At 61.2% G+C, this 26,972-nt stretch carries 24 protein-coding genes; 6 read left to right on the forward strand and 18 right to left on the reverse strand.

Annotation, left to right across the window (positions count from 1 at the left end):
* The 3 genes from D8V06_RS03800 to D8V06_RS30305 form a co-directional block, all read right to left on the reverse strand.
* Positions 1-873, reverse strand: an 873-nt coding sequence (locus D8V06_RS03800; RefSeq protein ID WP_130930467.1) for a hypothetical protein, incomplete at its 3' end; no start/stop codon positions are given.
* A gap of 10 nt (positions 874-883) precedes the next feature.
* Positions 884-1,372 (reverse strand): type VI secretion system tube protein Hcp, encoded by a 489-nt coding sequence (locus tag D8V06_RS03805; RefSeq protein ID WP_056855148.1) that lies wholly within the window; start codon positions 1,370-1,372, stop codon positions 884-886.
* Positions 1,373-1,718: 346 nt separating this feature from the next.
* The gene (locus tag D8V06_RS30305) at positions 1,719-1,889 is read right to left on the reverse strand and encodes a hypothetical protein (RefSeq protein ID WP_177434349.1); all 171 of its coding nucleotides are present in this window, start codon (positions 1,887-1,889) and stop codon (positions 1,719-1,721) included.
* Between the two features lie 31 nt (positions 1,890-1,920).
* On the opposite strand from D8V06_RS30305, the gene D8V06_RS03810 reads away from it, so the two are divergent.
* Genes D8V06_RS03810 through D8V06_RS03825 form a run of 4 tightly spaced genes read left to right on the forward strand, consistent with a single transcriptional unit; the run spans position 1,921 to position 7,053 of the window.
* Entirely contained in the window at positions 1,921-2,397 is a 477-nt protein-coding gene (locus tag D8V06_RS03810) for a formate dehydrogenase subunit gamma (RefSeq protein ID WP_056855147.1), read from the forward strand.
* On the forward strand, positions 2,397-3,956 hold the full coding sequence (locus D8V06_RS03815; RefSeq protein WP_130930468.1) for a formate dehydrogenase beta subunit: 1,560 nt from the start codon (positions 2,397-2,399) through the stop codon (positions 3,954-3,956). The genes D8V06_RS03810 and D8V06_RS03815 overlap by 1 nt, the downstream gene beginning before the upstream one ends.
* On the forward strand, positions 3,953-6,835 hold the full coding sequence (gene fdhF, locus D8V06_RS03820; RefSeq protein WP_130930469.1) for a formate dehydrogenase subunit alpha: 2,883 nt from the start codon (positions 3,953-3,955) through the stop codon (positions 6,833-6,835). The genes D8V06_RS03815 and fdhF overlap by 4 nt, the downstream gene beginning before the upstream one ends.
* On the forward strand, positions 6,832-7,053 hold the full coding sequence (locus D8V06_RS03825) for a formate dehydrogenase subunit delta (RefSeq protein ID WP_056855144.1): 222 nt from the start codon (positions 6,832-6,834) through the stop codon (positions 7,051-7,053). The genes fdhF and D8V06_RS03825 overlap by 4 nt, the downstream gene beginning before the upstream one ends.
* Before the next feature lie 139 nt (positions 7,054-7,192).
* On the opposite strand, the gene D8V06_RS03835 is transcribed toward D8V06_RS03825, so the two are convergent.
* The gene (locus tag D8V06_RS03835; protein WP_130930470.1) at positions 7,193-7,534 is read right to left on the reverse strand and encodes a potassium channel family protein; all 342 of its coding nucleotides are present in this window, start codon (positions 7,532-7,534) and stop codon (positions 7,193-7,195) included.
* 142 nt (positions 7,535-7,676) lie between these two features.
* On the opposite strand from D8V06_RS03835, the gene D8V06_RS30310 reads away from it, so the two are divergent.
* A complete protein-coding gene (locus tag D8V06_RS30310; RefSeq protein ID WP_156386277.1) occupies positions 7,677-7,853 on the forward strand; it encodes a hypothetical protein in 177 nt (58 codons plus the stop codon).
* Positions 7,854-7,856: 3 nt separating this feature from the next.
* Here the strand turns inward: D8V06_RS30310 and D8V06_RS03840 are convergent, their stop codons facing one another.
* From D8V06_RS03840 to D8V06_RS03870, 7 genes are all read right to left on the reverse strand, one after another.
* Positions 7,857-9,500, reverse strand: a complete 1,644-nt coding sequence (locus tag D8V06_RS03840) for a fatty acid--CoA ligase (protein ID WP_130930471.1) — start codon at positions 9,498-9,500, stop codon at positions 7,857-7,859.
* Positions 9,501-9,519: 19 nt separating this feature from the next.
* Positions 9,520-11,298 (reverse strand): acyl-CoA dehydrogenase C-terminal domain-containing protein, encoded by a 1,779-nt coding sequence (locus D8V06_RS03845; RefSeq protein ID WP_130905224.1) that lies wholly within the window; start codon positions 11,296-11,298, stop codon positions 9,520-9,522.
* Positions 11,299-11,305: 7 nt separating this feature from the next.
* Positions 11,306-13,825 carry an MMPL family transporter gene (locus tag D8V06_RS03850; protein ID WP_130930472.1) on the reverse strand — a complete coding sequence of 840 codons (2,520 nt, stop codon included), beginning with the start codon at positions 13,823-13,825 and terminating at the stop codon, positions 11,306-11,308.
* Between the two features lie 16 nt (positions 13,826-13,841).
* Positions 13,842-14,918: a YCF48-related protein gene (locus D8V06_RS03855; RefSeq protein WP_130930473.1), complete on the reverse strand. Its 1,077-nt coding sequence runs from the start codon at positions 14,916-14,918 to the stop codon at positions 13,842-13,844.
* A 93-nt stretch (positions 14,919-15,011) separates the two neighbouring features.
* Positions 15,012-16,370: a DUF1329 domain-containing protein gene (locus tag D8V06_RS03860; RefSeq protein ID WP_056855138.1), complete on the reverse strand. Its 1,359-nt coding sequence runs from the start codon at positions 16,368-16,370 to the stop codon at positions 15,012-15,014.
* A 41-nt stretch (positions 16,371-16,411) separates the two neighbouring features.
* Positions 16,412-18,415, reverse strand: a complete 2,004-nt coding sequence (locus tag D8V06_RS03865) for a DUF1302 domain-containing protein (RefSeq protein WP_130930474.1) — start codon at positions 18,413-18,415, stop codon at positions 16,412-16,414.
* A gap of 137 nt (positions 18,416-18,552) precedes the next feature.
* Complete coding sequence (locus D8V06_RS03870; protein ID WP_056855260.1) at positions 18,553-19,119, reverse strand: alpha/beta hydrolase; 567 nt, start codon at positions 19,117-19,119, stop codon at positions 18,553-18,555.
* Between the two features lie 364 nt (positions 19,120-19,483).
* On the opposite strand from D8V06_RS03870, the gene D8V06_RS03875 reads away from it, so the two are divergent.
* Entirely contained in the window at positions 19,484-20,491 is a 1,008-nt protein-coding gene (locus D8V06_RS03875; protein WP_130930475.1) for an AraC family transcriptional regulator, read from the forward strand.
* A gap of 237 nt (positions 20,492-20,728) precedes the next feature.
* Here the strand turns inward: D8V06_RS03875 and D8V06_RS03880 are convergent, their stop codons facing one another.
* From D8V06_RS03880 to D8V06_RS03910, 7 genes are all read right to left on the reverse strand, one after another.
* The gene (locus tag D8V06_RS03880; protein ID WP_056855135.1) at positions 20,729-21,739 is read right to left on the reverse strand and encodes a putative sulfate exporter family transporter; all 1,011 of its coding nucleotides are present in this window, start codon (positions 21,737-21,739) and stop codon (positions 20,729-20,731) included.
* Positions 21,736-22,062 carry a Rieske 2Fe-2S domain-containing protein gene (locus D8V06_RS03885; RefSeq protein WP_056855134.1) on the reverse strand — a complete coding sequence of 109 codons (327 nt, stop codon included), beginning with the start codon at positions 22,060-22,062 and terminating at the stop codon, positions 21,736-21,738. Before D8V06_RS03885 ends, D8V06_RS03880 begins: the two co-directional genes overlap by 4 nt.
* Positions 22,059-22,721, reverse strand: a complete 663-nt coding sequence (locus D8V06_RS03890; protein ID WP_130908092.1) for a DsbA family oxidoreductase — start codon at positions 22,719-22,721, stop codon at positions 22,059-22,061. The genes D8V06_RS03885 and D8V06_RS03890 overlap by 4 nt, the downstream gene beginning before the upstream one ends.
* Positions 22,718-24,034 (reverse strand): MFS transporter, encoded by a 1,317-nt coding sequence (locus tag D8V06_RS03895; protein ID WP_130908093.1) that lies wholly within the window; start codon positions 24,032-24,034, stop codon positions 22,718-22,720. The genes D8V06_RS03890 and D8V06_RS03895 overlap by 4 nt, the downstream gene beginning before the upstream one ends.
* A gap of 91 nt (positions 24,035-24,125) precedes the next feature.
* Positions 24,126-25,178 (reverse strand): 3-keto-5-aminohexanoate cleavage protein, encoded by a 1,053-nt coding sequence (locus D8V06_RS03900; protein WP_056855131.1) that lies wholly within the window; start codon positions 25,176-25,178, stop codon positions 24,126-24,128.
* Between the two features lie 87 nt (positions 25,179-25,265).
* Entirely contained in the window at positions 25,266-26,114 is an 849-nt protein-coding gene (locus D8V06_RS03905; protein ID WP_130930476.1) for a TauD/TfdA family dioxygenase, read from the reverse strand.
* A 13-nt stretch (positions 26,115-26,127) separates the two neighbouring features.
* On the reverse strand, positions 26,128-26,972 hold an 845-nt coding region (locus D8V06_RS03910; protein ID WP_130930477.1), incomplete at its 5' end, for a quinone oxidoreductase.

The following is a 26,972-nucleotide window of genomic DNA, read 5'->3' on the forward strand; positions in this document are numbered from 1 at the left end:
AGCTAAGACGCCAGGGCCTCCGGTGGCTAAGCCAAGTACAGCAACGCAACCCATCGCAGCCGCACCGCTCGCTATAGTTCCTCCGAAGGTCCCAACAATAATATTTCCAGACAACTTACTACCCTCAACATATTTTGCCTTCCTGCATTCCGTTTCGCGCCCAGTCGTACATGCAGCGTAGATAGAGGCCCCAGCAGCAGTTACACTCAAACCGACACCTAAGTACGTACCCTTTTTCAGGATATTCGAAACTCTCGCCACGCCGCTAATAGTTTCTGCGTAACCTGCTATCACTCCTGAATGTAAATAGCTTTGCTTGGACATCTCAATCATATTTCGTATCGAGCCTTGATTGCGTAAGCCTGAGCCATATTTGGCAAAACCTTTCAGCTGATCATCGAGCTGTTTAAATAACAGCTCGCGCTTCGTCAAGAAATCATTTCGAGCCTGAGCCGTCCCACTTCTAATATGATAACGATGAGCCGCTTCGATCTCTTCAAGAGTTTGCTTGATACCATCAAGGTGCTTACTCCAAGCACTGCCAACGCTACCTATTCCAATAGATGAATACCCAAGCGCTCTTGTTATGAGTTCATGATTCTCTACTAAAAACCCATCACCCTGCATTCCATTGGCCATGAGTGCCAAGTGAATTTCAAGCGCTTTCTTCATATAGAACGCTTCTTCGGCCGTACACGAAGGCGTTGAATTATCACCTACAATTATCAGCTCGCCCGGCAGCACCACCGAATTGACAACATGTGCATTCAACACATCGAATTTTGACATCGAATTCTTGCCAAGCTGCAAGGTCGATTTCAAATAGGAATAAGGTTGCATTCTGGAATTTATAAAACTATAGGTTTCTGGCATGGATGACACCTCAGCAGTATTTTTTGTTGCTGATGCGATCCCAACCACCCGCCACATTACCTCCGCCAGCACCGTCCGTTCTTTTTTGCTGGATATAGATCGTTTTAATCCGCCCATAATTCAAGCTGATGCTTTCGGTAGGTACACCTTCATTTGCGGCTTGTGCGTAACTTGAAATGATGACTTCTTCCAGCACAACCTCGAAGTACTTCTGCTTCTCGCCTCCAGCGCGATGCAGGGTCAGGACGACTTCTTTTAGATGGTCCCCTGCGCAACTGGCCTCTATGAGCTTGCAACTGGACTTGTCCAGATTCTTGGTGAATGTGAAGTCGCTAACGGTCGTGCGCCCCGATGAGGCACCGCCTGCGGAACTGGCGGTAGACGAGGCTTCCTGGTGAGTGCTGAAACTGTACCCGGTAATTTCTATCCAGTCCTTGTGTTGGTCATCAAGCGCTTCGCCTGGAATACCTTCGATTTTGACGTAAGCGTCGAACGCCATGTGACCGTTCCTTGCAGTAGTTGTTTATCAAACTTACAGGAGAGAATTTACGTATTTCGGAACGAGTATTCGCTCATTCGGATATCGTTAAACTGACGATTCGGACCTTTCCTATTTTGTAATGGCTGGCGGGATGTAGGATGTTTCCGGCGTCACTACCTTTTTCTTCGAGGTTGGTGGTGGTTCGGCTGGCGCTATCGCGAGCAGGCTCGCTCCTACATTTGGCGTGCGCGCCCGATAGACATCAGGCGCGCACGTCCATGGGTCAATGCCCCCGCGCCACTCTCATCTAGACTCAATAAGAGGTCGTAGGCAGAACCGAGCACGTCGCTTTGGTGCAGGTCAATCAATAGCGGCGTGGCAAGCTGCCTTTTATGCCCAGTTGAGGTGCGGCGAAGACCGTGCCGGGCACAACAAGATGCCCGCTCAGGGTGCCCTGGCCAACGGCCTGAATTGCCACGATACCGTGACGTGGTGTGAGTGCCGCAGCCGACACTTTCGGACGACCGACAGCCATCTGGTTTGTCCGTGACCGTGAGGATTGCTGAATGCCTGATGAGATGTTGCACCTGCCGGTGGTCAACAGTTTGCTGGAGCGCCACAAGGGCTCTGCGGGTGCGCTGTTGCCTATTCTTCATGATATTCAGGAGCGTATTGGGTACGTCCCCGATGTCGCCGTCCCCGAGATTGCCCATGCCCTGAACCTGAGCCAGGCCGAGGTGCGTGGGGTGATCAGTTTTTACCATGACTTCCGTACTGCGCCGCCGGCGCGGCATATCCTGCGGCTGTGCCGGGCCGAGTCGTGCAAGAGCCGTGGCGCCGAGCAGTTGGCGGCGCAGTTGCGTGAGCGCCTGCAACTGGACGACCACGGCAGCAGTGCCGATGGCAGCATCAGCTTGCGGCCGGTGTATTGCCTTGGGGCATGCGCCTGTTCGCCGGCGCTGGAGCTGGATGGTCGGGTGCATGCGCGGCTGAGCGCCGAGCGTCTCGATGCCTTGCTTGACGCTTGCCGGGAGGACGCGTGATGCCGACTCTTTATCTGCCCTGTGATTCGCTGGCCCGTGCAGTGGGTGCCGACGAGGTCTCCACGGCCCTGATCACTCAAGCCCAGGAACGCAATCTGCCGCTGGAGTTGCAGCGCACCAGTTCCCGTGGCCTGTACTGGTTGGAACCGCTGCTGGAAATGGACACCCCGCAAGGTCGTATGGGCTTCGGCCCTTTGACCGCTGACGATGTGCCCTCTGTGCTCGATTCGATAAAAGACGAACCTTCAAAGCATCCACTGGCCTTGGGCCTGGTGGAGGAGTTGCCTTATCTGAAAACTCAGCAGCGCCTGTTGTTTGCCCGCGCTGGCATCACCCAGCCGCTGTCGCTGGAGGATTACCGGGCCCACGGCGGTTTCGAAGGTTTGAACCGAGCCGTCGCCATCGGCGGCGAGCAAACTGCCACGGCAGTGTTCGACTCAGGCCTGCGTGGCCGTGGCGGCGCGGCTTTCCCCGCCGGGATCAAATGGCGCACGGTGCGGGCGACCGAAGCGGCGCAAAAGTACATCGTGTGCAACGCCGACGAAGGCGACTCCGGCACCTTTGCCGACCGCATGCTGATGGAAGGCGACCCTTTCCTGCTGATCGAAGGCATGGCGATTGCCGGCCTGTGCGTCGGCGCCACCTACGGCTACATCTATGTGCGCTCAGAATATCCGGATGCCGTGGCCACCCTGCGCAACGCGCTGCAGATTGCCCGGGAGAACGGTTACCTGGGCGCCAATGTTGGCGGCAGCGGTCAGGCCTTCGATATGGAAGTGCGGGTCGGTGCCGGTGCCTACATCTGCGGTGAGGAAACCGCGCTGCTGGACTCTCTGGAAGGCAAGCGCGGGGTCGTGCGCGCCAAGCCGCCGATTCCTGCCTTGAAGGGGCTGTTCGGCCAGCCGACCCTGGTGCACAACGTGCTGACGTTGGCCTCGGTGCCGTTGATTCTGGCCAAGGGTGCGCAGTTCTATCGCGATTACGGCATGGGCCGCTCCCTCGGCACCATGCCTTTTCAGCTGGCGGGCAATATTCGTCACGGTGGACTGGTGGAACGGGCTTTTGGCCTGACCCTGCGGGAGTTGGTTGAAGATTACGGTGGCGGTACCGCCAGTGGTCGGCCGCTGAAGGCTGCGCAGGTCGGTGGGCCGCTCGGCGCCTGGGTGCCGCCGTCGCAATTCGATACGCCGCTGGATTACGAAGCCTTCGCCGCCATTGGCGCGATGCTTGGTCACGGTGGTGTGGTGGTGGCTGATGACAGTCTGGACATGGCGCAGATGGCGCGTTTTGCGATGGAGTTCTGCGCCGAGGAATCCTGTGGCAAATGCACGCCGTGCCGCATCGGTTCTACCCGCGGTGTCGAGGTGATCGACCGCATGCTCGCCGCATCGGACCAAAGTGTCCGCGATGAGCAGGTGATCATCCTCAAGGACCTGTGCGACACGATGCAATACGGTTCGCTGTGCGCGTTGGGCGGCATGGCTCCCTTCCCGGTGGTCAGCGCCCTCAAGTACTTCCCCGCCGACTTCGGCTTGCAGCCCTCGGAGGCCGAGCAATGATCACTCTCTTCGACCCGAAAACCGATATCGACCTGGGTACACCGGCCCGCGACAGCCAGGTGCAAGTCACCTTGAGCATCGACGGCCGTAGCATCAGCGTGCCCGAAGGCACCTCGGTGATGCGCGCCGCTGCAATGCTCGGCACCACCATTCCCAAACTCTGCGCCACTGACAGCCTGGAAGCCTTCGGCTCTTGCCGCATGTGCCTGGTGGAAATTGATGGCATGCGCGGTTACCCGGCGTCCTGCACCACGCCGGTCACTGAAGGCATGAGCGTGCACACCCAGACGCCGAAGCTCGCGACGCTGCGGCGCAATGTCATGGAACTGTACATCTCCGATCACCCGCTGGACTGCCTGACCTGCTCGGCCAACGGCAACTGCGAGCTGCAAACCGTGGCCGGCCAGGTTGGTCTGCGGGAAGTGCGTTACGGCTATGAAGGCGAGAACCATCTGGAGGACGTGAAGGACACCTCCAACCCCTACTTCGACTACGACCCGAGCAAGTGCATCGTCTGCAACCGCTGCGTGCGCGCCTGCGAAGAAACCCAGGGCACCTTCGCCCTGACGATTACCGGGCGCGGTTTTGAATCCCGTGTGGCCGCTGCCGGTGGGGATAACTTCCTCGATTCGGAATGCGTGTCCTGCGGCGCCTGTGTACAAGCCTGCCCTACTGCGACGCTGATGGAAAAAAGCGTGGTCGAAATGGGCCAGCCCGAACACAGCGTGATCACTACTTGTGCCTATTGCGGCGTGGGCTGCTCGTTCCGCGCCGAGATGAAAGGCGACCAGTTGGTGCGCATGGTTCCGGACAAGAACGGCCAGGCCAACCACGGCCATTCCTGCGTCAAGGGCCGCTTTGCCTGGGGTTACGCGACCCACCCGGATCGCATCACCAAGCCGATGATCCGCAAGCACATCAACGACCCGTGGCAGGAAGTCAGTTGGGATGAGGCGGTGACCTACGCCGCCAGCGAATTCCGTCGGTTGCAGCAAAAATACGGCCGCGATTCCATCGGTGGCATCACCTCCAGCCGCTGCACCAACGAAGAAACCTACCTGGTGCAAAAACTGGTGCGCGCCGCGTTCGGCAATAACAACGTCGACACCTGTGCGCGGGTCTGTCACTCGCCGACTGGCTATGGCCTGAAACAAACCCTTGGCGAATCGGCGGGCACCCAGAGTTTCGATTCGGTGATGCAGGCCGATGTGATCCTGGTGATGGGCGCCAACCCCAGCGATGCCCACCCGGTATTCGCCTCCCAACTCAAACGTCGCCTGCGTGAAGGCGCACGGTTGATTGTGATTGATCCACGGCGCATTGATCTGGTGGACTCGGTGCATGCCCGCGCCGAGCTGCACCTGGCGCTACGCCCGGGCACCAACGTCGCCATGCTCAATGCCTTGGCGCACGTGATCGTCACTGAAGGGCTGCTCAATCAGGCCTTTATCGACGCCCGTTGCGAAGGCAGCGATTTTGCCAATTGGCGCGAATTCGTCAGCCGCCCGGACAACTCGCCGGAAGTTCTGGGCGCCATCTGCGGCGTGCCCGCGGCCGACATTCGTGCCGCAGCGCGGCTGTATGCCACAGGCGGCAACGCGGCGATCTATTACGGCCTGGGGGTGACCGAGCACAGCCAGGGCAGCACCGCGGTGATGGGCATCGCCAACCTGGCCATGGCCACCGGCAACATCGGTCGCGAAGGTGTAGGCGTGAACCCGTTGCGCGGGCAGAACAACGTGCAGGGCTCTTGTGACATGGGCTCGTTCCCCCACGAACTGCCTGGTTACCGGCATGTCTCCAACGTGGAAGTGCGCACCCAGTTCGAACAGGCGTGGAACGTCACCCTGCAACCCGACCCGGGCCTGCGTATCCCCAACATGTTCGAGGCCGCGCTGGGCGGCAGTTTCAAGGGTTTGTATTGCCAGGGCGAGGACATCGCCCAGAGCGATCCGAATACTCAACACGTCACCGCGGCGCTGTCGGCCATGGAATGCGTGGTGGTGCAGGACATTTTCCTCAACGAAACCGCCAAGTTTGCCCACGTATTCCTGCCGGGCAGTTCGTTCCTGGAAAAGGACGGCACTTTCACCAACGCCGAACGGCGCATCTCGCGGGTGCGCAAGGTCATGGAGCCGTTGGGTGGCAAGGCCGACTGGGAAGGCACTGTGGCGCTGGCCAACGCGTTGGGCTACCCGATGAATTACCGGCATCCGTCAGAAATCATGGATGAAATCGCCAGCCTGACGCCGACCTTCACCAACGTCAGCTACGCCGAACTCGAGCGCCACGGCAGCCTGCAATGGCCATGCAACGCCGCGGCACCTGACGGTACGCCGACCATGCACATCGAGCAGTTCGTGCGCGGCAAGGGGCGCTTCATGCTCACCGGTTATGTGCCTACCGAAGAGAAGGTCAACACGCGTTATCCGCTGCTGCTGACCACCGGGCGCATCCTCAGCCAGTACAACGTCGGCGCCCAGACCCGGCGCACAGAGAACGTTGCCTGGCATGATGAAGACCGCCTGGAAATCCACCCGACCGACGCCGAGAGCCGTGGCATCAACGAAGGTGACTGGGTCGGCATCGGCAGCCGCGCCGGGCAGACGGTGCTGCGTGCGCAGATTACCGAACGGGTTGCGCCGGGCGTGGTGTACACCACGTTCCACTTCCCCGAATCAGGGGCCAACGTGATCACCACCGACAACTCCGACTGGGCCACCAACTGTCCGGAGTACAAGGTTACGGCCGTCGAAGTCAGCCGCGTTTATCACCCTTCGGAGTGGCAAAAACGCTTCCAGGCATTCAGCGACGAACAGGACCGCTTGCTCAAGGACCGCCGCAAGGCCCGTGGCGATAAAGCGGAGGTACGCCGATGAGCACCGACAACCTGATCAAGATGGCCAACCAGATCGCCCAGTACTTCGCCACTCAACCGGACCAGGAGCAGGCCGTGCTCAGTGTGCGTAATCATCTGCAGATGTTCTGGGCGCCGAGCATGCGCAAGGAGTTGTTGGCCTGGCAGACGGAGCATAAGGGCGCGGACTTGCACCCGCTGGTGCAGGCCGCGGTGAGTGGGGCTGGTTGGGAGGCTTAGCCTGCCGATCCCTGGAAATTGACTGCAAAACCTGTGGGAGCGGGCTTGCCCGCGATGAGGCCATCACATTCAACATTAATGTCGACTGGACTGACGCCATCGCGGGCAAGCCCGCTCCCACAGGGGTGGGTTGAACCCGTTACTTGTCTGCGCCTGTCACACGCACGGCAATTTCAATCGCCCTGACACTGATTGCCGCAAAAATCGCCGTCAGCAGCACGCCATTGAAGCCCAGCAATATTGCCAAAAGCCGCGACAACGGCAGTTTCGGCACCAATTCGCCATAGCCGATGGTCAAGCCTGTCACGAAACCGAAATAGATGCCGTCGAACGGGTCCCAGCCTTCCAGGTGGCTGATGATCAGGCCAAATATAACGATGACCACCAGCATGGTGGACAGAATCGGCCAGACGATTCGAAGGGAGTAGCCGACGGCTTTGTAGAACTCTCGACGGATGTGCGACGTGTGGATGAGTTTCATGTGCTGGGTTTCCTGGCGGCGGCAGGCGGATTGGCATCCGAACAGCTTGGCACAAGAATCGCCAACCGGAAGCCGGACCAACGGAACGTGGCAGGCGCGTAACAGCGATTAAGCTGCAATGACCCGGCACTGGAAAATCCCCATGTCCAAGCACTTGCTCGCGCCTCTCCTGTTCGCCGTGGCCGTGGCCATCAGCGGTTCGTCCTGCCACGACAGCCGTCAGGACGATCAGGCGCGGCCGTCCGCCAACGGAGGCAGCGGCAGGATTATCCCGCCGCAACAACGCATGCCCTCGACCATGCCACGGCCGAGGATGTAGCGCTTAGTTCGCTTCGCTTTCGCGGATCAGTTTCTTGTTGATCTTGCCGACGCTGGTCTTGGGGATTTCGGCGACGAACTTGAACTGCTTGGGGATTGCCCATTTGTTGATACGGCCGCCGTCGACGAAAGCTTGCAAGTGAGTTTCCAGCATCTTGCGATCCAGGTATTGCCCCGGCTCGCTGACGACCATGGCCATGGGGCGCTCGCCCCATTGTTCATCGACGATACCCACCACCGCGACCGACATCACCGCCGGGTGTTCGCTGATCAGGCTTTCCAGTTCCAGGGAGCTGATCCACTCGCCGCCGGTCTTGATCACATCCTTGATGCGGTCCTTGATTTCCACGCAGCCGAGCGTGTCGATGGAGGCCATGTCGCCGGTGTGCAGCCAACCGTTTTCCCAGAGCTCGGCGCCTTTTGCCGGCTCCTTCAGATAGCCTTGGGTCAGCCACGGCGCCCGGACCACGATTTCACCCAGGGATTCGCCGTCGTGGGCGACGTCGTTGCCGTTGGCATCGATGATTTTCAAGTCGACCATCGGCACCGTCGTGCCGGTCTTGATGCGGATCGGCAACTGCGCTTCGCGTGACAGCGCGAGGTCTTCATCACGCAGGTAAGTCAGGCACAGCAACGGGCAGGTTTCCGACATGCCGTAACCGGCGTGCACGTGCATGCCTTTGGCGCAGGCTTCGCTGGCGATGCCGAGGGTCAGGGCACTGCCACCGAGGAGCATTTTCCAGCCGTTGAAACGGGTCGCCTTGCCTTCCTCGCAGTTGAGGATCATCTGCAAAATGGTCGGCACGCAGTGGGAGAACGTAACCTTCTCTTCGCGATACAAGCGCACCAGGCTGTTGGGTTCGTAGCGGCCGGGGTAAACCTGTTTGATGCCCATCAGCGTTGCGACATACGGCACGCCCCACGCATGCACGTGGAACATCGGCGTGATCGGCATGTATACGTCGTCGGAGCGCAGCAGCGGCTGGCCTTGGTACACGCCCAGGGTGCCGACGGCATTCAGGGTATGCAGGACCAATTGGCGATGGGTGAAGTACACGCCTTTCGGGTCGCCGGTGGTGCCGGTGGTGTAGAACAGGGTCGCCACCGAGTTCTCGTCGAAGTCGGGGAAGTCGTATTGCTCGGATGCCTCGGACAGCAGGTGCTCGTATTCGCCCAAAACAGGCAACGAGGTGGCAGTCGCTTCGTCATCGGTGAGTTGCAGGTAGCCTCTTACGGTTTGCAGTCGACCGTGGATTTGTTCGACCAGCGGCAAGAAATCATCATGCACCAGCACCACGTCATCCTCGGCGTGGTTCATGGTGAACAGCACCTGCTCCGGTGACAGGCGAATGTTCACCGTGTGCAGCACCGCGCCGATCATCGGCACGGCGAAGAAGCACTCCAGATAGCGGTGGCTGTCCCAATCGAGCAGCGCCACGGTGTCGCCCGCCTTGACCCCGGCCGCCGTCAACGCATTGGCCAGGCGGCGGATACGCTCGTTGAGCGTCTGGTAGGTGTAGCGCAGTTTGTCGGCGTAGACGATCTCCCGGCCCGGTTCATAGCGCACGCCGGACAGCAGCAATTGCTTGATCAGCAAGGGGTAGGCGTAAGCGCCTTCGGCGGGTGGAATTATTTTTGTCGCCATCATGTCGGGGTTCCTTGTCCTTTCAGAACTGCTCGGCTTGCATCGCAAACAGGCATTCGCTGCCGGCCTTGGCCGATGCGCTCAGCGAGTGGATACGCGGCAGCACACGGGCAAAGTAGAAGCGCGCGGTGGCCAGTTTGCTGACGTAGAAGTCGTCAGTGGAATGGGTGCTCATGGCCGCCTTGGCCATCCGCGCCCACATATAGGCGTACGCGGTGTAGCCGAACACGTGCAGGTACTCGACCGAGGCCGCGCCGATTTCATTCGGGTTGCTTTGCGCCCGGTCCAGCAGCCATGCGGTGAGTTCGTCGAGGGTGTCGACGGCGGCGTTCAGTGGCTGGGTGAACTCCTTGAGATCGGCGCAGGCGTTGGCAGTGAAGTTGCGGATCTCCGAGGCGAACAACCGGTACAGCGCCCCGCCGCTGCCGACGATCTTGCGCCCGGCGAGGTCAAGGGACTGGATGCCGTTGGTGCCTTCGTAGATCTGGGTGATGCGCACGTCACGCACCAGTTGCTCCTGGCCCCACTCGCGGATGTAGCCGTGGCCGCCGAACACCATTTGGCCGTGCAAGGTGGTTTCCAGGCCCATGTCGGTGAGGAAAGCCTTGGCCACCGGCGTCAGCAGGGCCACCAGTTCCTGGGCGCGGTTACGGGTGGCTTCATCTGCGCTGTATTTGGCGGTGTCCAGTTGCAGGGCCACGTAGCTGGAGAATGCGCGACCGCCTTCGTTCAGCGCTTTCATGGTCAGCAGCATGCGGCGCACATCGGGGTGGACGATGATCGGGTCGGCGGATTTTTCCTTGAATTGCGCCCCGGTCGGCGCACGACTTTGCAGGCGATCACGGGCGTATGTGACGGCGTTCTGGTAGGAACGCTCGCCCTGCGCCAGGCCTTGAATGCCCACGCCCAGGCGCTCGTAATTCATCATGGTGAACATCGCTGCCAGGCCTTTGTTCGGTGCGTCGACAATCCAGCCTGTCGCGCCATCGAAGTTCATTACGCACGTAGCGGAAGCCTTGATGCCCATCTTGTGTTCGATGGAACCACAAGACAGCGCGTTGCGTTCGCCCAATGAACCGTCGTCGTTGACCAGCACCTTGGGCACCAGGAACAGCGAAATGCCTTTCGGTCCTGCCGGCGCATCGGGCAGGCGTGCAAGCACCAGATGGATGATGTTCTCGGTCAGGTCGTGGTCGCCGCCGGTGATGAAAATCTTGCTGCCGCTGACCTTGTAGCTGCCGTCAGCCTGCGGCTCGGCGCGGGTGCGGATCAGCCCCAGATCCGTGCCGGCATGGGCTTCGGTCAGACACATCGAACCGGTCCAGGTGCCGGCGTACATGTTCGGCAGGTATTTGGTTTTCAGCGCTTCGCTGGCGTGGGCGTTGATCGACAGGCAGGCACCGGCCGTGAGCATCGGGTACAGACCGAACGACAGGCTGGCCGAGTTGACCATCTCTTCGACCTGCGCCGAAATCGCCTTGGGCATGCCCATGCCGCCGAATTGAGGATCACCGCCGACGCCGACCCAACCACCCTCGGCAAACGCCTGATAGGCCTCGGCGAATCCGTCCGCTGCGCCGACTGCGCCGTTGTTCCAGGTGCAGCCCTGTTCGTCGCTGGCGCGGTTCAACGGCGCCACCACTTCACCACTGATCTTGCCGGCCTCTTCGAGGATCGCGGCAGCGGTTTGTTCATCGATCACGTCGGCCAGGCCAGGCAACTTGGCCCACAGCCGGGATACCTGGAAAACCTCGTTGAGTACGAAGCGCATGTCGCGCAGGGGAGCTTTGTATTCAGACATTGTTGGCTTACTCGGAAGTGGTCAGGGCATTGGGCATGCCGGGACGTTCAGTGGTTTCGGTGGTTTCGGCCGGCATGACAGGCGCCGTTTGCGGCACCCGTTCGCGCAACAGAAAATGCGACAACGCCGGGATCAGGATCAGCGCGCCGAGCATGTTCCACAGGAACATGAAGGTCAGCAGGATGCCCATGTCGGCCTGGAACTTGATCGGTGACCAGACCCAGCACACCACGCCCGCCGCGAGGGTGATGCCCACCAGCCCGACCACCCGCCCGGTGAAGGACACCGCATTGCGGTAGGCCTGGGACAGTGGCAAGCCCTGGCGCTGGAAGTGCAATTGCACGCTGAGCAGGTACAAGGCGTAGTCGACGCCGATGCCCACGCCGAGGGCGATCACCGGCAAGGTCGCGACCTTGACACCGATGCCCATCGCGACCATCAGCGCTTCACAGAGGATCGAGGTCAGCACCAGCGGCAACAGCGCCACCAGCGTGGCGCGCCAGCTGCGGAAGGTGATCAGGCAGAACAGCGTCACCGCTGCATAGACGTACAGCAACATGGTGCGATTGGCTTCGCGTACGACGATGTTGGTCGCCGCTTCGATGCCGGCGCTGCCGGCCGCCAGCAGGAACTGCCGATCTTCTGTGCTGTTTTCCTTGGCGAATTTGTCGGCAATCGCCACCACGGCGTCCAGGGTTTCTGCCTTGTGATCCTTGAGGAAGGTGATCACCGGCATCAGCGAGCAGTTGTTGTTGAACAGCTCCGGCGAGTTGACCGAGGCCTGCTGCGCGGCGTAGTTGAGCACGTCCTGGTTGCGCTGGATGCTGTTGAGCTTGGGGTTGCCTTCATAGGTGCCGGCGGTGATCTGCCGCACGGCGTTGACCAGCGACGTCGTCGCCTGCACGCCCGGGTACTGTTGCAGCTCCCAGGCCAGGCGATCGGCGAGCACCAGGGTCTTGTAGTTCAGGCAGCCTTCCGGCGCGGTCTTGATCATCACCGCGAACAGGTCGCTGGACAGCGCGTAATGCTGGGTGATGTAGGCGTTGTCGCGGTTGTAGCGCGAGTCGGCACGCAGCTCCGGCGCACCGCTTTCGAGGTCGCCGATCTTCAGGTTGAGGCTGACCATGAAGCCGCCGATGCCCATCAGCACCGCGACCAATACTGCACCGGTCGCCCACTTGGCCGTGGTAAAGCGGTCGAGCAGGTCCCACAGTTTGCCGAAACCTTTGTGGTGTTCGGCGCGGTTGTCGATTTTCAGGGCGCGCTCGGCTGCTTTGGCGCCGACGCCAACGTAAGACAGCGCCACCGGCATCAGCAGCAGCGAGGTGAAGATCAGCACCGCGACGCCGATGCTGGCGGTGATCGCCAGGTCCTGGATCACCGGAATGTCGATCAGCATCAACACCGCAAAACCCACGGCGTCGGCCAGCAACGCGGTAACACCGGCGATGAACAGGCGGCGGAAGGTGTAGCGCGCGGCGATCAGTTTGTGGGTGCCACGGGCGATGTCCTGCATGATGCCGTTCATCTTCTGCGCGGCGTGGGACACGCCGATGGCGAAGATCAGGAACGGCACCAGCACCGAATACGGATCGATGGCATAACCGAGCCAGGCGACGATGCCCAGTTGCCAGACCACCGCGATCAGCGAGCAGCCGACCACCAGCAAGGTGCTGCGCACGCAACGGGTATAGGCGTAGATGATCGCCAGCGAGGTGATCACGGCGAGGCCGAAGAACATCATTACCTGGATCAGGCCGTCGATCAGGTCGCCCATCAATTTGGCGAAGCCGATCACCCGCACCTTGTACTGGCCCTTGCCCTCCTCCCCGGATTTACGCGCGGCGCTGTCGCCGGCGAATTCGATCTTGTCGCGCAACTGCTCTTCGAGCATCTGCGAGAACGCGTGGTAGTTGATCGGTTGGCCACCCGCGGCGGCTTTGTCCAACAGCGGTACGATCAACATGCTCGACTTGAAGTCGCTGGCGACCAGGCTGCCGACGATGCCGGCGCGGGAGATGTTCTGGCGCAACTGCTCGATTTGCTCCGGCTGGCCGGAATAGGTATCGGGCATCACCGGGCCACCCTGGAAACCGTCCTCGGTGACTTCGGTCCAGCGCACTGCCGGGCTCCACAGCGATTTCATCCACGCGCGGTCGACGCCTTCGGTGAGGAACAACTGGTCGTTGACCTGCTTGAGCACGTCGAGGTACGCGGGGTCGAAAATATCGCCTTGGGTGTTCTCGACCACCACCCGTACCGAGTTGCCCAGGCCGCGCAATGACTGGCGGTTTTCCAGGAAATTCTGAATGTACGGCTGGCTCTGCGGAATCATTTTTTCGAAGCTGGGGCGCAGTTCAAGGCGGGTCACGGCCATGAAGCCCAGCACCACGGTCGCCAGCGCCATCAGCAGCATGAACAGCGGGCGGTAGTTGAACACCAGCCGTTCGAGGAGGTTGCCGGAGTGTCGATCGAAATCCCGCAGCTCGCGGATGACCGGCATGGCGTCTTGTTTGATATTGCCCATGTCTGGGTTCTCGCTCTTAGGGTTCGAGGGCTAGCGTCTGGGCGCCACGGCTGCCCGCGACCACCAACGCGCCAGTGGCGGACTGGGTAGCACCGGCGACCGGTGTCGGCACCGGTTGGCGCAGCAGGCGCAATTGCGCGCCCGTGCCCTGGCTGACCAGCATCTGCCCGCCCTGGGTGAACAGGCGGTAATTGCCACGGGCATCGATCAGCCCAGCGGTAATGCTCACGCGCAGGCCGCTGTCGAGGGCGCTCCAGTTGTGGCCGCCATCGGTGCTGCGCAGGACGTTGCCGCGCAAGCCATAGACGAGTACTTCGCCCGGCTTGCCGAGCACACCGAAGAAGCTGCCTTGATAAGGCGTTGGCACAGCAGCGAAGCGTTGGCCTTTGTCATCCCATTTGAGCAACAGGCCTTGTTCGCCCGCGATGTACAACGCGTCGCCAGTCGACGCGATGGCGTTGAGGTGGAAACCTTGCGGGTTGTCGGTGCGATCCTGATAGGGCGTCCAGCTCTGGCCAGCGTCTTCGGTGCGCAGGATCAGGTTGAATACGCCGACCACATAACCGACTTTGTCATTGGCAAACCAGACATCGAGCAGCGGTTTGTCCGCGCCTTGCTCGACCAGTCGCTCGCCCTCGGCCACCAGCAATGGCCACTGCTCGTTGGCCGGTTCGGCACTGGCCAGTGCCGTGTAGTGCTTGACCAGGATGTCGCCGATCTGGCGGCCGTCGAGCTGCTTGTGCCAGGTCGCGCCGGCGTCGCTGCTGTGCAGCACCACGCCGTCATTGCCCACCGCCCAGCCTTGGGTGGTGGTCGGAAAATTCACCGCTGTGAGATCGGCACTGACGGGCACGGCGGCCTGTTGCCAATGCTGGCCGGCATCGTCGGAAAACAGAATATGGCCTCGCTGGCCGACGGCAATCACGCGCTCACCGGCGCGGGCCATGCCGGACAACGGGCTGTTGATGGCCAAGGCGCTGACCCTGGCGGGCAGGTCCAGCACGTCGACATAATCGGTGGCGTGGGTGACGCCCTGTAATACGCCGAGCACTACGCCCAACGCCAGCTGCAAGCAGTTTTTATACGAACACATACCGCGTCCTCTTCGGAAAGCCGCGCCGGGACACACAGGCGTGTGCCCGACGTTCATGCTGTTGTGGGAGCGAGCCTGCTCGCTCCCACAGGCTTAGCGAATGCCGGCGCCGGCCAGGGATTCCGACGACCACTGCGCCTTGGAGAGCGGCTCGATGTACTTGATGCCGCCGTACGGGCCGACGACGCCGTTGATGTTGTAGGAACCGCCCACCAGGTCGTAGATCATGAACGGCGTGGAGTCCGGCACCTGCTTGTCGTAGCTCTGGCTGAGGAAGGCGAAGGAGCCGCGATAGAGTTGACCACGGGCGTCGTACTGGTCAGAGGCCAGAGCGCTCCAGCTGTCTTCGTCGAGGTAGAAGCGGCGCTTGGCGTAGATGTGCCGGGCACCGGCCTTGAGCGTGCCTTCGACCACCCATACACGGTGTTTTTCCCAGCGCACGAAGTCCGGCGCGAGGTGGTTGGCGGTGGTCAGCGACTTCGGATCCTGGGCGTAGGTCAGCTTGTAGGTGTTGTAGGGCACGATCATTTCCTGCTTGCCCACCAGCTTCCAGTCGTAGCGATCCAGCGCCCCGTTGAACACGAACACGTCATCGTAGGTGCCCGCACCGGCGGTGCCCGGGTTCGGTGTGTCGTAAGCCAGGTTCGGCGCCAGTTTCACCCGACGCTGACCCGGCAGGTATTGCCAGGCGCGACGTGGTTGTTGCAGCGGGTTGGCGGCGTCCTTGAGCATCACCGCTTCGCCTGCTCGGCGCGCGGGGCCGGTGTACGACAGTTTCATCTGGTAGTACACGTCGGCGCTGCTGATCGGCTGCGAGAGGTTTTCGTAGATCGGGTAGGAAATGAACGCCTGCCCGGTGGTCGCCAGGCTCGGCACACCCGCGGAGTCGACGTTCCAGGAGTCGTACTTGGAGTTGATGCTCACGCCCTGATAACGCAACAGGAAGTTCCACATCGCTTCGTTGCCCGACTGAGGGATCGGGAACGGTACGCCCGGCAGCACGTTGTCGATGGCCAGGCCGTTTTCCAGGGACTTGGCACCGCTGGCGTTCTTCACGCCGTTGTCCAGAATGGCCTGTGGCAGCGAGACGGTACGGTGAGTCGGGAACACATCGACACGGAACGTCGGGAAGCGCTTGGCCAGTTCAACGGTGGTGGCGCTGAGCAGGTTCTTGTACTGATCGACGTTCTTGCCGTCGATCACCAGCAGCGGTTTTTCGCTGGCAAACGGGTCCGGGCGCATGCTGTCACCGGATTTGAAACTGGCCGGTGGCGTGGTCAGGCCACCGTTGTAGGCCGGAATGGAACCATCAGCGTTCCCGGCCTTTTCAGCGCCGACCAGCGTCAGGCTGCTGCCCAGCTTGGCGGCTTCCTGGGTTGAAACAGCGGCCTGTGCCTGAGCGGCCAGGACCATGGCCAGCGAAACGGCCAACACGGTTTGTGCGAATTTCATCTTGTTATTCTCCTGCTTGCATTGAGCAAATCAGTGGTGAATCAAAAAGTGGTTTTCATCGTCAGGTAAACGGCGCCACGGTCCTCAGTCGTTGCGCCACCTCCGGAGAAGGCCGAGTAGCCACCGGCGTAACAGGCGTAGTTTTCGTTGCCGCTGAAGGCGTTCGGCGTAGAGCCGTCGCCACCGGTCGGGCCGGTGCTTACGCCGCTGACATTGCACTTGTCGGTTTTGCCGAAGGAGTCCACGTACTTCAGGTCGACAAAGTATTTGTTGTACACAACGGCACCGAGGCCGATGGCGTAGTTGCCGGTGTCTTTGGCACCGCCACCGGAGACCGGTGACACGCCATCGAGGCCGACGTTGACAGACATCGGCGCGTTGAGGTCAACACCGGGGAACACCTGGTACCAGGTCGGGGTGAAGTTGACCGCGATGCCCCAGTTGTCCCGGGTCGGTGCGTCGATGCCGCGATAGCTGTCCTTGCCTTTGTAGAGCGCCTCGTTCTTGCTATCGAGCTTGAGCAGGTTGCTGTAATACAACTCGCCGAGCAGGGTTGCCGAATCGAACAGCGGCGTATCGGCAATGGTCATCAGGCCATTGATCGTCCAATGCAGCGTGTCGCCGGTGGCAGCCATGCTGTCGCCCTTTTCCGGCGTGTCATAAATCACACCCGTGGCAGCAGTTCGCGCCGGCAGCAAGCCAAGACCCTGGCCCAGGCCCAACGGGCTGTTGGTGCTGACGATCGCCGGAATACTGGCCAGCGGCATGTTGTGGCGAATGTTCAGGTCCGACCCCACACTCACACCGCCGACATCCTTGGACAGGCTCAGGCCGACGATCTTGATGTTGTCGGCGTAGGCCATCTGATAGGTGGCGGTGTTCAGCGAGTTGAGGGTGTTGATCACCGCAGGCACTTGACCGGCCGGGCGGGTGCCGTTGGGGTTGGCCGAGGTCAGGCCACGGGCGTCCAGCCAGGCTTGCGGCAGGATCTCCGAAGTTTCGCGGTAGTAAACGCCGAGGGTGCCGTCCAGCCAGGCTGGCGACCACTTGGCCATGACGCCCCAGTCACCGCGCTTGTCCGGCGTCAGGTCATGACCGCGACGAACGTTGGTCAAACCGTTGCACGGCGCCAGGCCACAACCAAGCGGGCTGCCCGGAACCACGGCGTTGGTGTTGCCGAGCAGGAACGATTGCGCACCGAAACCGACCAGGTCGGAACCGCCGTAGTAAGTGCCCGCTTCCGGCAGGCGCGCCTCATCCCAATCGAGGAAGTACTGGGCGCCGACGGTCAACTCCGGGTTGACGGTGAACGACATCGACAGCTGGTTGCGCGGGACGAACAGTTCCTTGGCTTCGGTGCCCGGCGATGCGGCGAGTTTGGCCAGGTCGAGGCCCGACTGGCCGTAACTGACCGAGTGCACCGGGTTGAGAATGGTCTCGCCCCAGAACACGTTGTGCTGGCCAGCCTTGACGCTGAGTATCGACTCCTCGCCCACTTCGGTGCTGTAAAACACGAAGGCATCGAGGATTTCGCCGGACGGGCCGGTGTAGTAGCGCTGCGCGTAGTTGCTCAGGTGCGGGCTGCCGGTGCCGACGTTGTCCCGGGTGACACCCGCCAGGCGCGGGTCGTTGGCGATCAGGCCCGAGGTCGAACCGTTGCCGTTGACGAACGGGTTGGAATTGGAACCGGTGTTTTCGTACGCCTTGTCGTACCAGCTGGCAGCACTGACGCGAAAGCCCATGTGGTTCTGGTAGACCACGTCCATCTCGGTCAACAGGTCGACGCGGTTGGTGATGTTGGTGCCGGCCTTGCGAAAGTTGTAATCGCCGTCGTTGTTGTTTGGCGTAGCCAACATGCGTTTGTCGGCACTTTCGGTGCGCACGCCATAGTTGTACTTGACGGTGTTATCCAGGCGAACGGTCCAGTCCGGGTTACCTGTCTCGATCTCGGCCGCATGGGCCATCGGCACCGTTGCCGCGAGAATGGCCGAGGCCAGCAATGTGTAGCGTGATGCGGTGAACCCGTGACTCTTGTTGTTGTGCATTGCGTTGTCTCCGCCTTTTTGTATTTGTTTTAAGCGCAGCCGCCCTCGCGCATTCCTCTTCGGGTCTGCGTTTTCAGGAGTGAGGGCAAATGCCAGCTGACGTGATGCCTGCCGGTTCCTGTATTAGCGGTCCTGTTTTATTGGTCCAATCGCAGGATCAGTGCCTCGGCTTGCGCCCAGTGGCCAAATCCTGCGGCCGGATTGAGATGGCCGACATCGCCCAGATCGAGCAATTCGGCGCCCCAGTTTTCAGCCATGCGGGTCACGGCGGAAAAACTGGCCAGGTGATCGTTGGTGCTGCCGGCCACGATGCTGCGGAATGGCAGCGGGCCTTGTGGCAGAGGATTCCAGCCTTGGTTGCTGAGTGTTTCCGAAGAGGGATAGTTGGCCGGCCAGACTGCATCGAGGTCCGGTGGCGCGGCCAGCAATGCGCCCTTGATTGGACGGCTGTACTGCGCCGCCCAATGCGCGACCATCAGCACGCCGGCACTGTGGGCTACCAGAATCACCGGGCCGTCGATCTGCTCCAGTTCGTGCTGGATAGCCCGTACGCGGGCACCGCAGTCGAGCTTGTCGGTCTCCAGCGGCGGGACGCTGCGTACCTTGGCGAGCTTGGCTTGCAGCAACGTTTGCCAATGCTCGGCAACGTGCTCGCGCAGGCCCGGTACGATCAGAACGGTGGCGGCAGTTTGCAATTTGTCCACGGTCAACACCTTCGCTTTCTCGATATCTCGACTGGCTGTTTTCGCCAGAGGCTTTTTGTAGGGTCGACATTAAAGAGCGCCCACTCGAGGCGCTTTACATTGGACGTCAGGCACTTTTCTTTTGATGACAAATTGTCCGACACTTTATCGCCTCGACCGCTGGTCGAATAACCCCACAGGTTGGCGCAGGGTCACTGTAATCAACGGATGAGCTTGGATTGCTCGCGCAAGCAGCGCTGATTCAACGCCCGCCAGCGTGATGTCCATCGCCAACAAGACAACTGTTCAACGGTCGATGCGCTGGATATAGTCGCCACGCCCGCCCATCAGAAAAAGAAGCCATCGGCCCAGGGAAGACCTACGCATGCCCAAGCTTGTTCGCGCTGCTGTACTGACCAACTACCTGGAGGTCACCCAGTACCTGGGATTCAACCCGCGCGATGTGTTGGTCGCCGTCGGCCTGAGCAGGGCGCAATTGCAAGCCCCCGAGCATCGCATTGCGATCGACGCCGCCGTACGCTTGCTGGAAGACTCGGCCGCCGCCAGTGGTTGCCAGACGTTCGGCTTGAGCATGGCCGAGTCGCGCCAGCTTTCGGACTTCGGCGTGGTCAGCCTGTTGCTCAGCCATCAGCGCACGTTGCGCGATGCCTTGCAGGTGGTGGTGCATTACCGGCACCTGATGAACGATTCGCTGGCGATCTTCATTGAAGAGGCCGGCAAGATGGTGATCATCCGCGAAGAAGTCGTCACCGAAACGCCGATGCCCAGCCGCCAGGCCACCGAGCTGGCCATCGGTGTGATGTTCCGCTTGTGCGCGGCGCTGCTCGGTTCGCACTGGCACCCGTACAGCGTCAACTTCATGCACAAGGCACCGGACAACCTGCAACTGCATCGCCGGCTGTTCGGCTGCACCCTGGAGTTCGGCAGTGAGTTCAACGGCATCGTCTGCTCAGATGCCAGCCTCGACATGACCAACCCCAACGCCGACCCGGCCATGGCCCGCTACGCCCAAAGTTATCTCGATTCTTTGCAAAGCCACGATGGCACCTCGATGCTGTTCGAAGTGCGCAAAGCCATTTACCTGCTGCTGCCCATGGGGCGCGCGACCATCGAGCAAGTCGCGCAGAGCCAGGGCATGAACGTGCGCACCCTGCAACGTCGCCTCAAGGACGACGGCTGTGCGTTCAACGACGTGATCAACGATGTGCGCCGCGATCTGGTGCTGCGTTATCTGGACAACCCGAACTACTCGCTGAGCCGTATTGCCGACATGCTCGGCTATTCGATGGCAAGTTCGTTCACGCGGTGGTTCATCAGCCAGTTCGGCATGCCGCCGGCGACGTGGCGGGCGCAGAAACAGAAACCGTCCTGACAGCAGGCAAAAAAAAACGGCGACCGCTGGCACGGTCGCCGCAAAGAGCGAAATCAGCATTCATTTCTCTGTGGCTGTCCGAAAACTCGATAAACAACCCTCTCCCTGTAGGAGCAAGGCTTGCCCGCGATGAGGCCGGCACATCCGGCATCAATGGCGCCTGACCCGGCGCTATCGCGGGCAAGCCTTGCTCCTACGGGTTTCGTGGCTGGTTGCATCGAGCGCTCTGTGTGAATCCTAGAAACCCCAGCGCAGCAGCAACAACACCAGCACGACGAGGAATACTGTCTCCCCCACCATCAGCAAAATCGGCTTGATCCCGACCGCTGCCAGCTCCTTCAAGCGGGTCTTCATGCCCAGGGCACTGATGGAAACCACCAGGCACCAGCGCGACAGTTCATTGACCGAGCCCTGCACCGCCGGCGCCACCCAGCCGGTGCTGTTGATGCAGGCCAGGATCAGGAAACCGACGGCAAACCACGGCAGCAATGGCGGGCGCTTGCCGGTCGGGTCGGCGCCCTGCATGCGGGTGATCATCGCGGCGGTGACGATCACCGGCAGCAGCATCGCCACGCGCATCAGTTTGACCACCGTGGCCGTGTCACCGGTTTCGGTGGACATGCTGTAACCGGCGCCGACCACTTGCGCGACATCGTGAATGGTCGCGCCGAGGAATACACCTGCCACCTGCGGCGACAACTCCAGCCAGTTGGCAATCATCGGGTAGACAATCATTGCCAGGGTCGACAACGCCGAGACACCAATCACCGTGAATAACGTAGCGCGCTCTTTTTGCGGATGGTTGGGTAGCGCCGCCGCCAGCGCCAACGCCGCCGAAGCACCACAGATCGCCGTCGCCCCACCGGTCAGCATGCCGAACAGGCGCTGGAAGCCCAACGCCTTGGCCGCGATCACTGACACACCAATGGTCACCACCACCAGAATCACCACCAGCGCAATCGGCTTCCAGCCCAGCGCCGCCATTTGCTCCAGGGTGATGCGCATGCCCAGCAGTGCGACCCCGATGCGCAGCACTGTGCGGGCGGTGAACTCGACACCGGCCTTGCACGGGCCGTCATCGGCCAGAAAATTCAGGGCCATGCCCAGCAGCAAGGCAAACAGCATGACCGGCGCACCGTAATGCTCGGACAGGAACGACGCGGCGGCCGCCACGATCAGGCTGACGATAAGCCCCGGCGCCAGTTCGCGAGTGCGACTGTGGATACGGGTGAGAGCGATGGCGCTCATGGCGCGGACTCCTCGCAAGTGATGACGATAAACGCCTGGTCGTCGATGATCTCGACCGGGTAGTGGGTGACTTTGACCAGCGTGGAATTGAGCATGTAGCCGCTGCGCAGATCGAATCGCAGGCCATGGGCGCAACACTGAATCACGCAGCCCTCAAGCCGCCCGCCGCACAACGAGGCGCCCTGATGCGGACAGCTGTCGTCGATGGCAAACAACTGCCCGTCGACGTTGAACAACGCCAGGCTTTTGTCTTCGAATTCGAACAGCGCACGGCCACCGGCCTGCGGGTGTTTGCCAGCAGGTACGGGAATGCGCCGGGTCATGCCGGCTGCCGCTCGCGCTCACTGTGCTTGAGGGCTTCGTTCATCGCCCCGAGCAGCGCCTGGGCCGGTTGTGCACCGATGACGGTCACGCGCTGGTCGAACTGGAAACTCGGCACACCACTGGTCGCCTCCGGTGGCGCTGCAAACGGTGTGGCGTCTCCTTTCAGACAGTCGACCAGGGTGTCCGGGTCAAGGCCGCAAGAGCGGGCAATGGCGAGCAGGGTCTCGCGATCACCGAGGTTTTCGCGTCTCTGGAAATAGCCGGCGAACAGGCGTTCAAGCAACATTTCACGCTGAGCCGCATTGCCCAGCGCCGTGGCACGCTGGAACAAGCGATGGGCGTCGGCAGTGTTGGGCATCGTTTCGATGCGGCTCAGATCAATCGCCAGTCCAACCGCCCTGGCAGCCTCCTGTACCTGGGCCTGGCGCATGGTCATGGCGTCGGCATTGCCCAAGCGCTTGCGGTAGAAATCGGCGAATGGCTCACCCTCCACCGGCAACTGCGGCAGCAACTGCACACCGTGCCACGCCGTGGTGATCTGCACATCCGGATGACGACTGCGGAACTGCACCAGTGCATGCTCCAGTTGGCGTTTGCCGATCAGGCACCAGGGGCAGATGAAATCGAAAAACACATCAATACGTAAACGACGACTCACAACTTCACCTCTATCCCGGCTTCACGAACGGGGTCAGGCACGCTCTGACCCTGAAGGCGGGCAATATCTTTGTGGTAATGACACTTGGCATAAAAGAACACCGCTGCTGCCGCGAGGCTGACCAGCGGCACCAGTTGAAACGCGGCATGCAAACCGATGAGATCGGACACCCGGCCGGTGATGAACGGCCCCGGTGCCAGGCCCAGCATGTTGTTGGCCAGGGTCAGCGTGGCGAACGCCGTGCCGTGGACCGAGTAATGCGTCAGGTTGGCAACCATCGCGCCGCATGGGCCGGTGGTGCCGGTGGCGATCAACATGCCCAGGCAGATCAGCGCCAGTTGCAACGGCCCTGCTTGCAAGGCAAATGCTGCTGACAACAACAGGCAACTGCCCAGGCAAAAACCGATGGCCAGGCTGACTTTGCGCTCCGGCGAGTGACGGCACAGGCGATCGCTGAGCATGCCGCACAGGATCATCCCCGCGCCGCTGCACAACACGATGATCGCCGCCATGCCGCCAGCCTTGTCGGTGGGCATGTCGTAGTAGCGATTGAGGTAGCTGGGAATCCACACCATCACCGTGCCACCGACGAACAATTGCAAGCCGCTGGCGACGTAGGTCGCCACCACCGAACGGCTGGACCACAACGTGCGCAACGGCCGCTTGACCACCGCGACAGCCTTGGCGGCGCGTTGCGGCGCAATGCGTGCTTCCTTGACGATCAGCGGATAAAGCATCGCCAGCACCAGGCCGAACAGCGCCATGCCGGCAAACGACCAGCGCCAGCCCAGTTTGGCGGCGATGGCCCCGCCCAGCGCCATGCCCAGCACCGAGCCGAACATGCCACCGGCCATGAAGGCACTGGCCAGGGTGGCACGCATGTGTTTCGGAAACACCGAAATCACCACGGCGATGCCGACGCTGCCATAGGCTGCCTCGCCGACGCCGACCATGAAACGCGCGATGAACATCTGCTGGTAATCCTGGGCCAATGCGCAGCCAAGGGTCGCGAGACTCCAGAGCATCGCCATCAGCGCCAGGCTCTTGACCCGGCCGAAACGGTCGGCCATCAGCGACAGCGGAAACGTCAGCAGCCCGACCATCAGCGCAACGATGCCACTGAGCAGGCCGAGCTGGCCGTCGCTCAGCGCCCACTCGCTTTTGAGCAGCGGGAACACCGCGTTCAGTACCTGGCGCGACATGTAATCGGAAATCAACAGGCCAAACGTCAGGGCAAAGACGATCCAGGCATATTTACGCGCAACAACGACTCCACCGGAGTCGTCATCGTCGGCGATTGGGTGAAAGGCCATGCAGCCTCCTCAAAGCTTTGTTTTATTGTTGTTATCAAGCGTGTAGCAGTGCGTCGAGCGAGCGGTCACGGCCGCTCGCTCGCCGTGTCGGTCAGCCGCGTTGCGGCACGCCTTTCTGCCCGGCCTTGCGGTTGGGCGCCATGCCGTTGGCCAACAGGGTTTCCTCGATGCTGTCGTACTGCACACCGATGCGATAGATCTCACGGGCTTCTTTGCCCGTGGCGATTTCGCGACCCAGTTCGTGGGCAATGCGCACGGTTTGCTTGATCTGCGCCACCGAGCCGAAACGCTCGCCCTTGTGATCAATGATAGTGTCTTCGTTGCCCACGCGCGGGTGCATGCCCATGGCCATCGACATGGTGTTGAACGGCATGACGTTCTTGAGCAGCGATTCGGAGGTCAGGGTGCAACCGTCCGGCGCGCGGTGGATGAAGTTGAAGAAGTTGAACGGGTTCGGCCCGTCGAAACCACCGCCGATGCCGATCCAGGTCAGGTTCAGCGGGCCTTTGTAGACACCACGGCGCACCAGGCGCTCGAGGGTTTCCATGGCGTGCATGCCGGTCAACTGGAAGTGCGGCTGAATACCATTGGCCATCAGGCGCTTGAGGTGTTCGGCGACCCAGGCCGGACCTGCCGGCACGGTCATTTCACTGTAGGCAGCCTGATACAGCGGATTGGCCAGGGAAGTGCCTTCCAGGTATTCCGGATACAGCAGTTCCATGATGTTCATCTGGGTGGTGTTGATCGCCACCGTGACCTGATCCGGTTTCGGCGTCAGCTCGGCCAGCATGTGGCGGGTGTCGTCGGACAGCCACTTGGCCGCTTCACCGTCGCTTTCCGGGGCGAAGGAAATCGAGCCGCCGACCTGAATGATCATGTCCGGCACGGCGGCACGCACACCGGCGATCAGTTCGTTGAACTTCGACAGGCGCTTGGACCCTTTGCCGTCCAGTTCCCGCACGTGCAAGTGCAGGACCGTGGCGCCGGCTTCATAGCACTCGACCGCTTTGTGGATTTGCTCGTCCATGGTCAGCGGGATGTCTTCCGGGAAATCTTCGGGCATCCACTCCGGGCCGTACGGGGCCACGGTGATAACCACTTTTTCCATGTTTTCGGGGTGCAGGGAATCGTCGAAGAATTGCATGGTTTACTCCAGTTCTTATGATTGTCCCGCCCACCCGGGGTCGCGCCGGGCAGGCGTGTTTACGAGAGCGAATGCAGAGGCGGTGGATCAGTAAGTCTTGTCGCCGATGATCCCGGCGCGCTCCATCTTGCGATGGCACGGCGGGTAATCCATGACGGCGTAATGCTGGGTACTGCGGTTGTCCCAGATGGCGATGCTGTTGGGCTTCCAGCGCCAGCGCACTTGATACTCAGGGATATATGCCTGACTGATCAGGTAACGCAGCAACTCGCCCGCACCAGGGTTGGCGTCCTGGCCAAAACGCACCCGGTCAGGGGTGTGGTAATTGCTCAAGTGAGTGGTGAAGGCATTGACAAACAGCACCTTTTCGCCGGTTTCCGGGTGCGTGCGCACCACCGGGTGCTCGGCGTCCGGGTACATCGCCTTCAGCGCCAGGCGCTTCTCGATCGGCATGGCCGCGCCGAAACTGGCTTCGATGCTGTGACGGGCGCGCAGGTCGGCGATCTTCACTTTCACATCATCCGGCAGATTTTCGTAAGCCAGAACCATGTTGGCCCACATGGTATCGCCGCCCACCGGCGGGCACTCCACGCAGCGCAGCACGCAACCCATCGGCGGGGCGTCGCGCCAGGTGGCATCGGTGTGCCAGGCGTTTTCGTAGCGGTCCATCGGCTGGTCGGGGTTCTTGTAGATCTGCACAAGCCCGGGATGCTCCGGATCACTGCCGGCCACCGGATGATCTTCCAGTTCACCGAAGCGCCGGGCAAAAGCCACGTGCTCGGCGCGAGTGATGTCCTGATCGCGCAGGAACACCACTCGATGCTTGAGCAGCTGGGCACGGATTTCGGCAAACAGACCGTCGTCGTGCACCGCGTCGGCCAGGTTTACGCCGATGAGCTCGGCACCGATGCTGCAGGTCAATTGTTCGACTTTCATGGCTGGCAGCTCCTTAAATGACGAATATCGACGAGCCGGTAGTCTTGCGCGATTCAAGATCACGGTGCGCCTGCACCGCATCCTGCAAGGCGTAGTGCTGGTTGATCTCGATCTTGATCCGGCCGCTGCCGACATGGTCGAACAACTCACCGGCCAGCTCGGCCTTTTCCGCCGGGTCGCTGATGTAGTTGGCCAGAGCCGGACGGGTCAGGAACAGCGAACCTTTCATCGCCAGCATCACCGGGTCGAAGGCCGGGATCGGCCCGGACGCCGTACCCACGCAGACCATCAGGCCACGGGGTTTCAACGAATCCAGCGAACCCATGAAGGTGTTCTTGCCAACGCTGTCGAACACCACGTTGACGCCCACACCGTCGGTCAGTTCGCGAACGCGAGCGGCAACGTCTTCATGGCTGTAATTGATCGTATGGTCGCAACCGTGAGCCCGGGCGATTTCAGCCTTTTGCTCGGTCGAGACCGTGCCGATCACGTTCAGGCCCAGCAGTTTGGCCCACTGCGAAACGATCAGGCCCACACCACCGGCAGCGGCATGCAGCAGAATGCTATCGCCTTCCTTGAAGTCGTAGATGCGGCGCATCAGGTACGAAGACGTCAGGCCGCGCATGGTCATGGCGGCAGCGGTTTCGAAACTGATGGTTTCCGGCAGCTTGATCAACGGTGCGGCCGGGATCAGGCGCTCGGTGCTGTAGGCGCCGAGGGTGTTGAGGAAACCGGTGTAAGTGACGCGATCCCCCACCTGGACATTGGTCACCCCCTCGCCGATGGCCTGGACCACGCCGGACGCCTCAACCCCCATGCCATTGGGCATCGGGATCGGGTAAGTGCCATTGCGAAAGT

The sequence above is a fragment of the Pseudomonas sp. Sample_24 genome, assembly GCF_004307605.1.
GTDB lineage: Bacteria > Pseudomonadota > Gammaproteobacteria > Pseudomonadales > Pseudomonadaceae > Aquipseudomonas.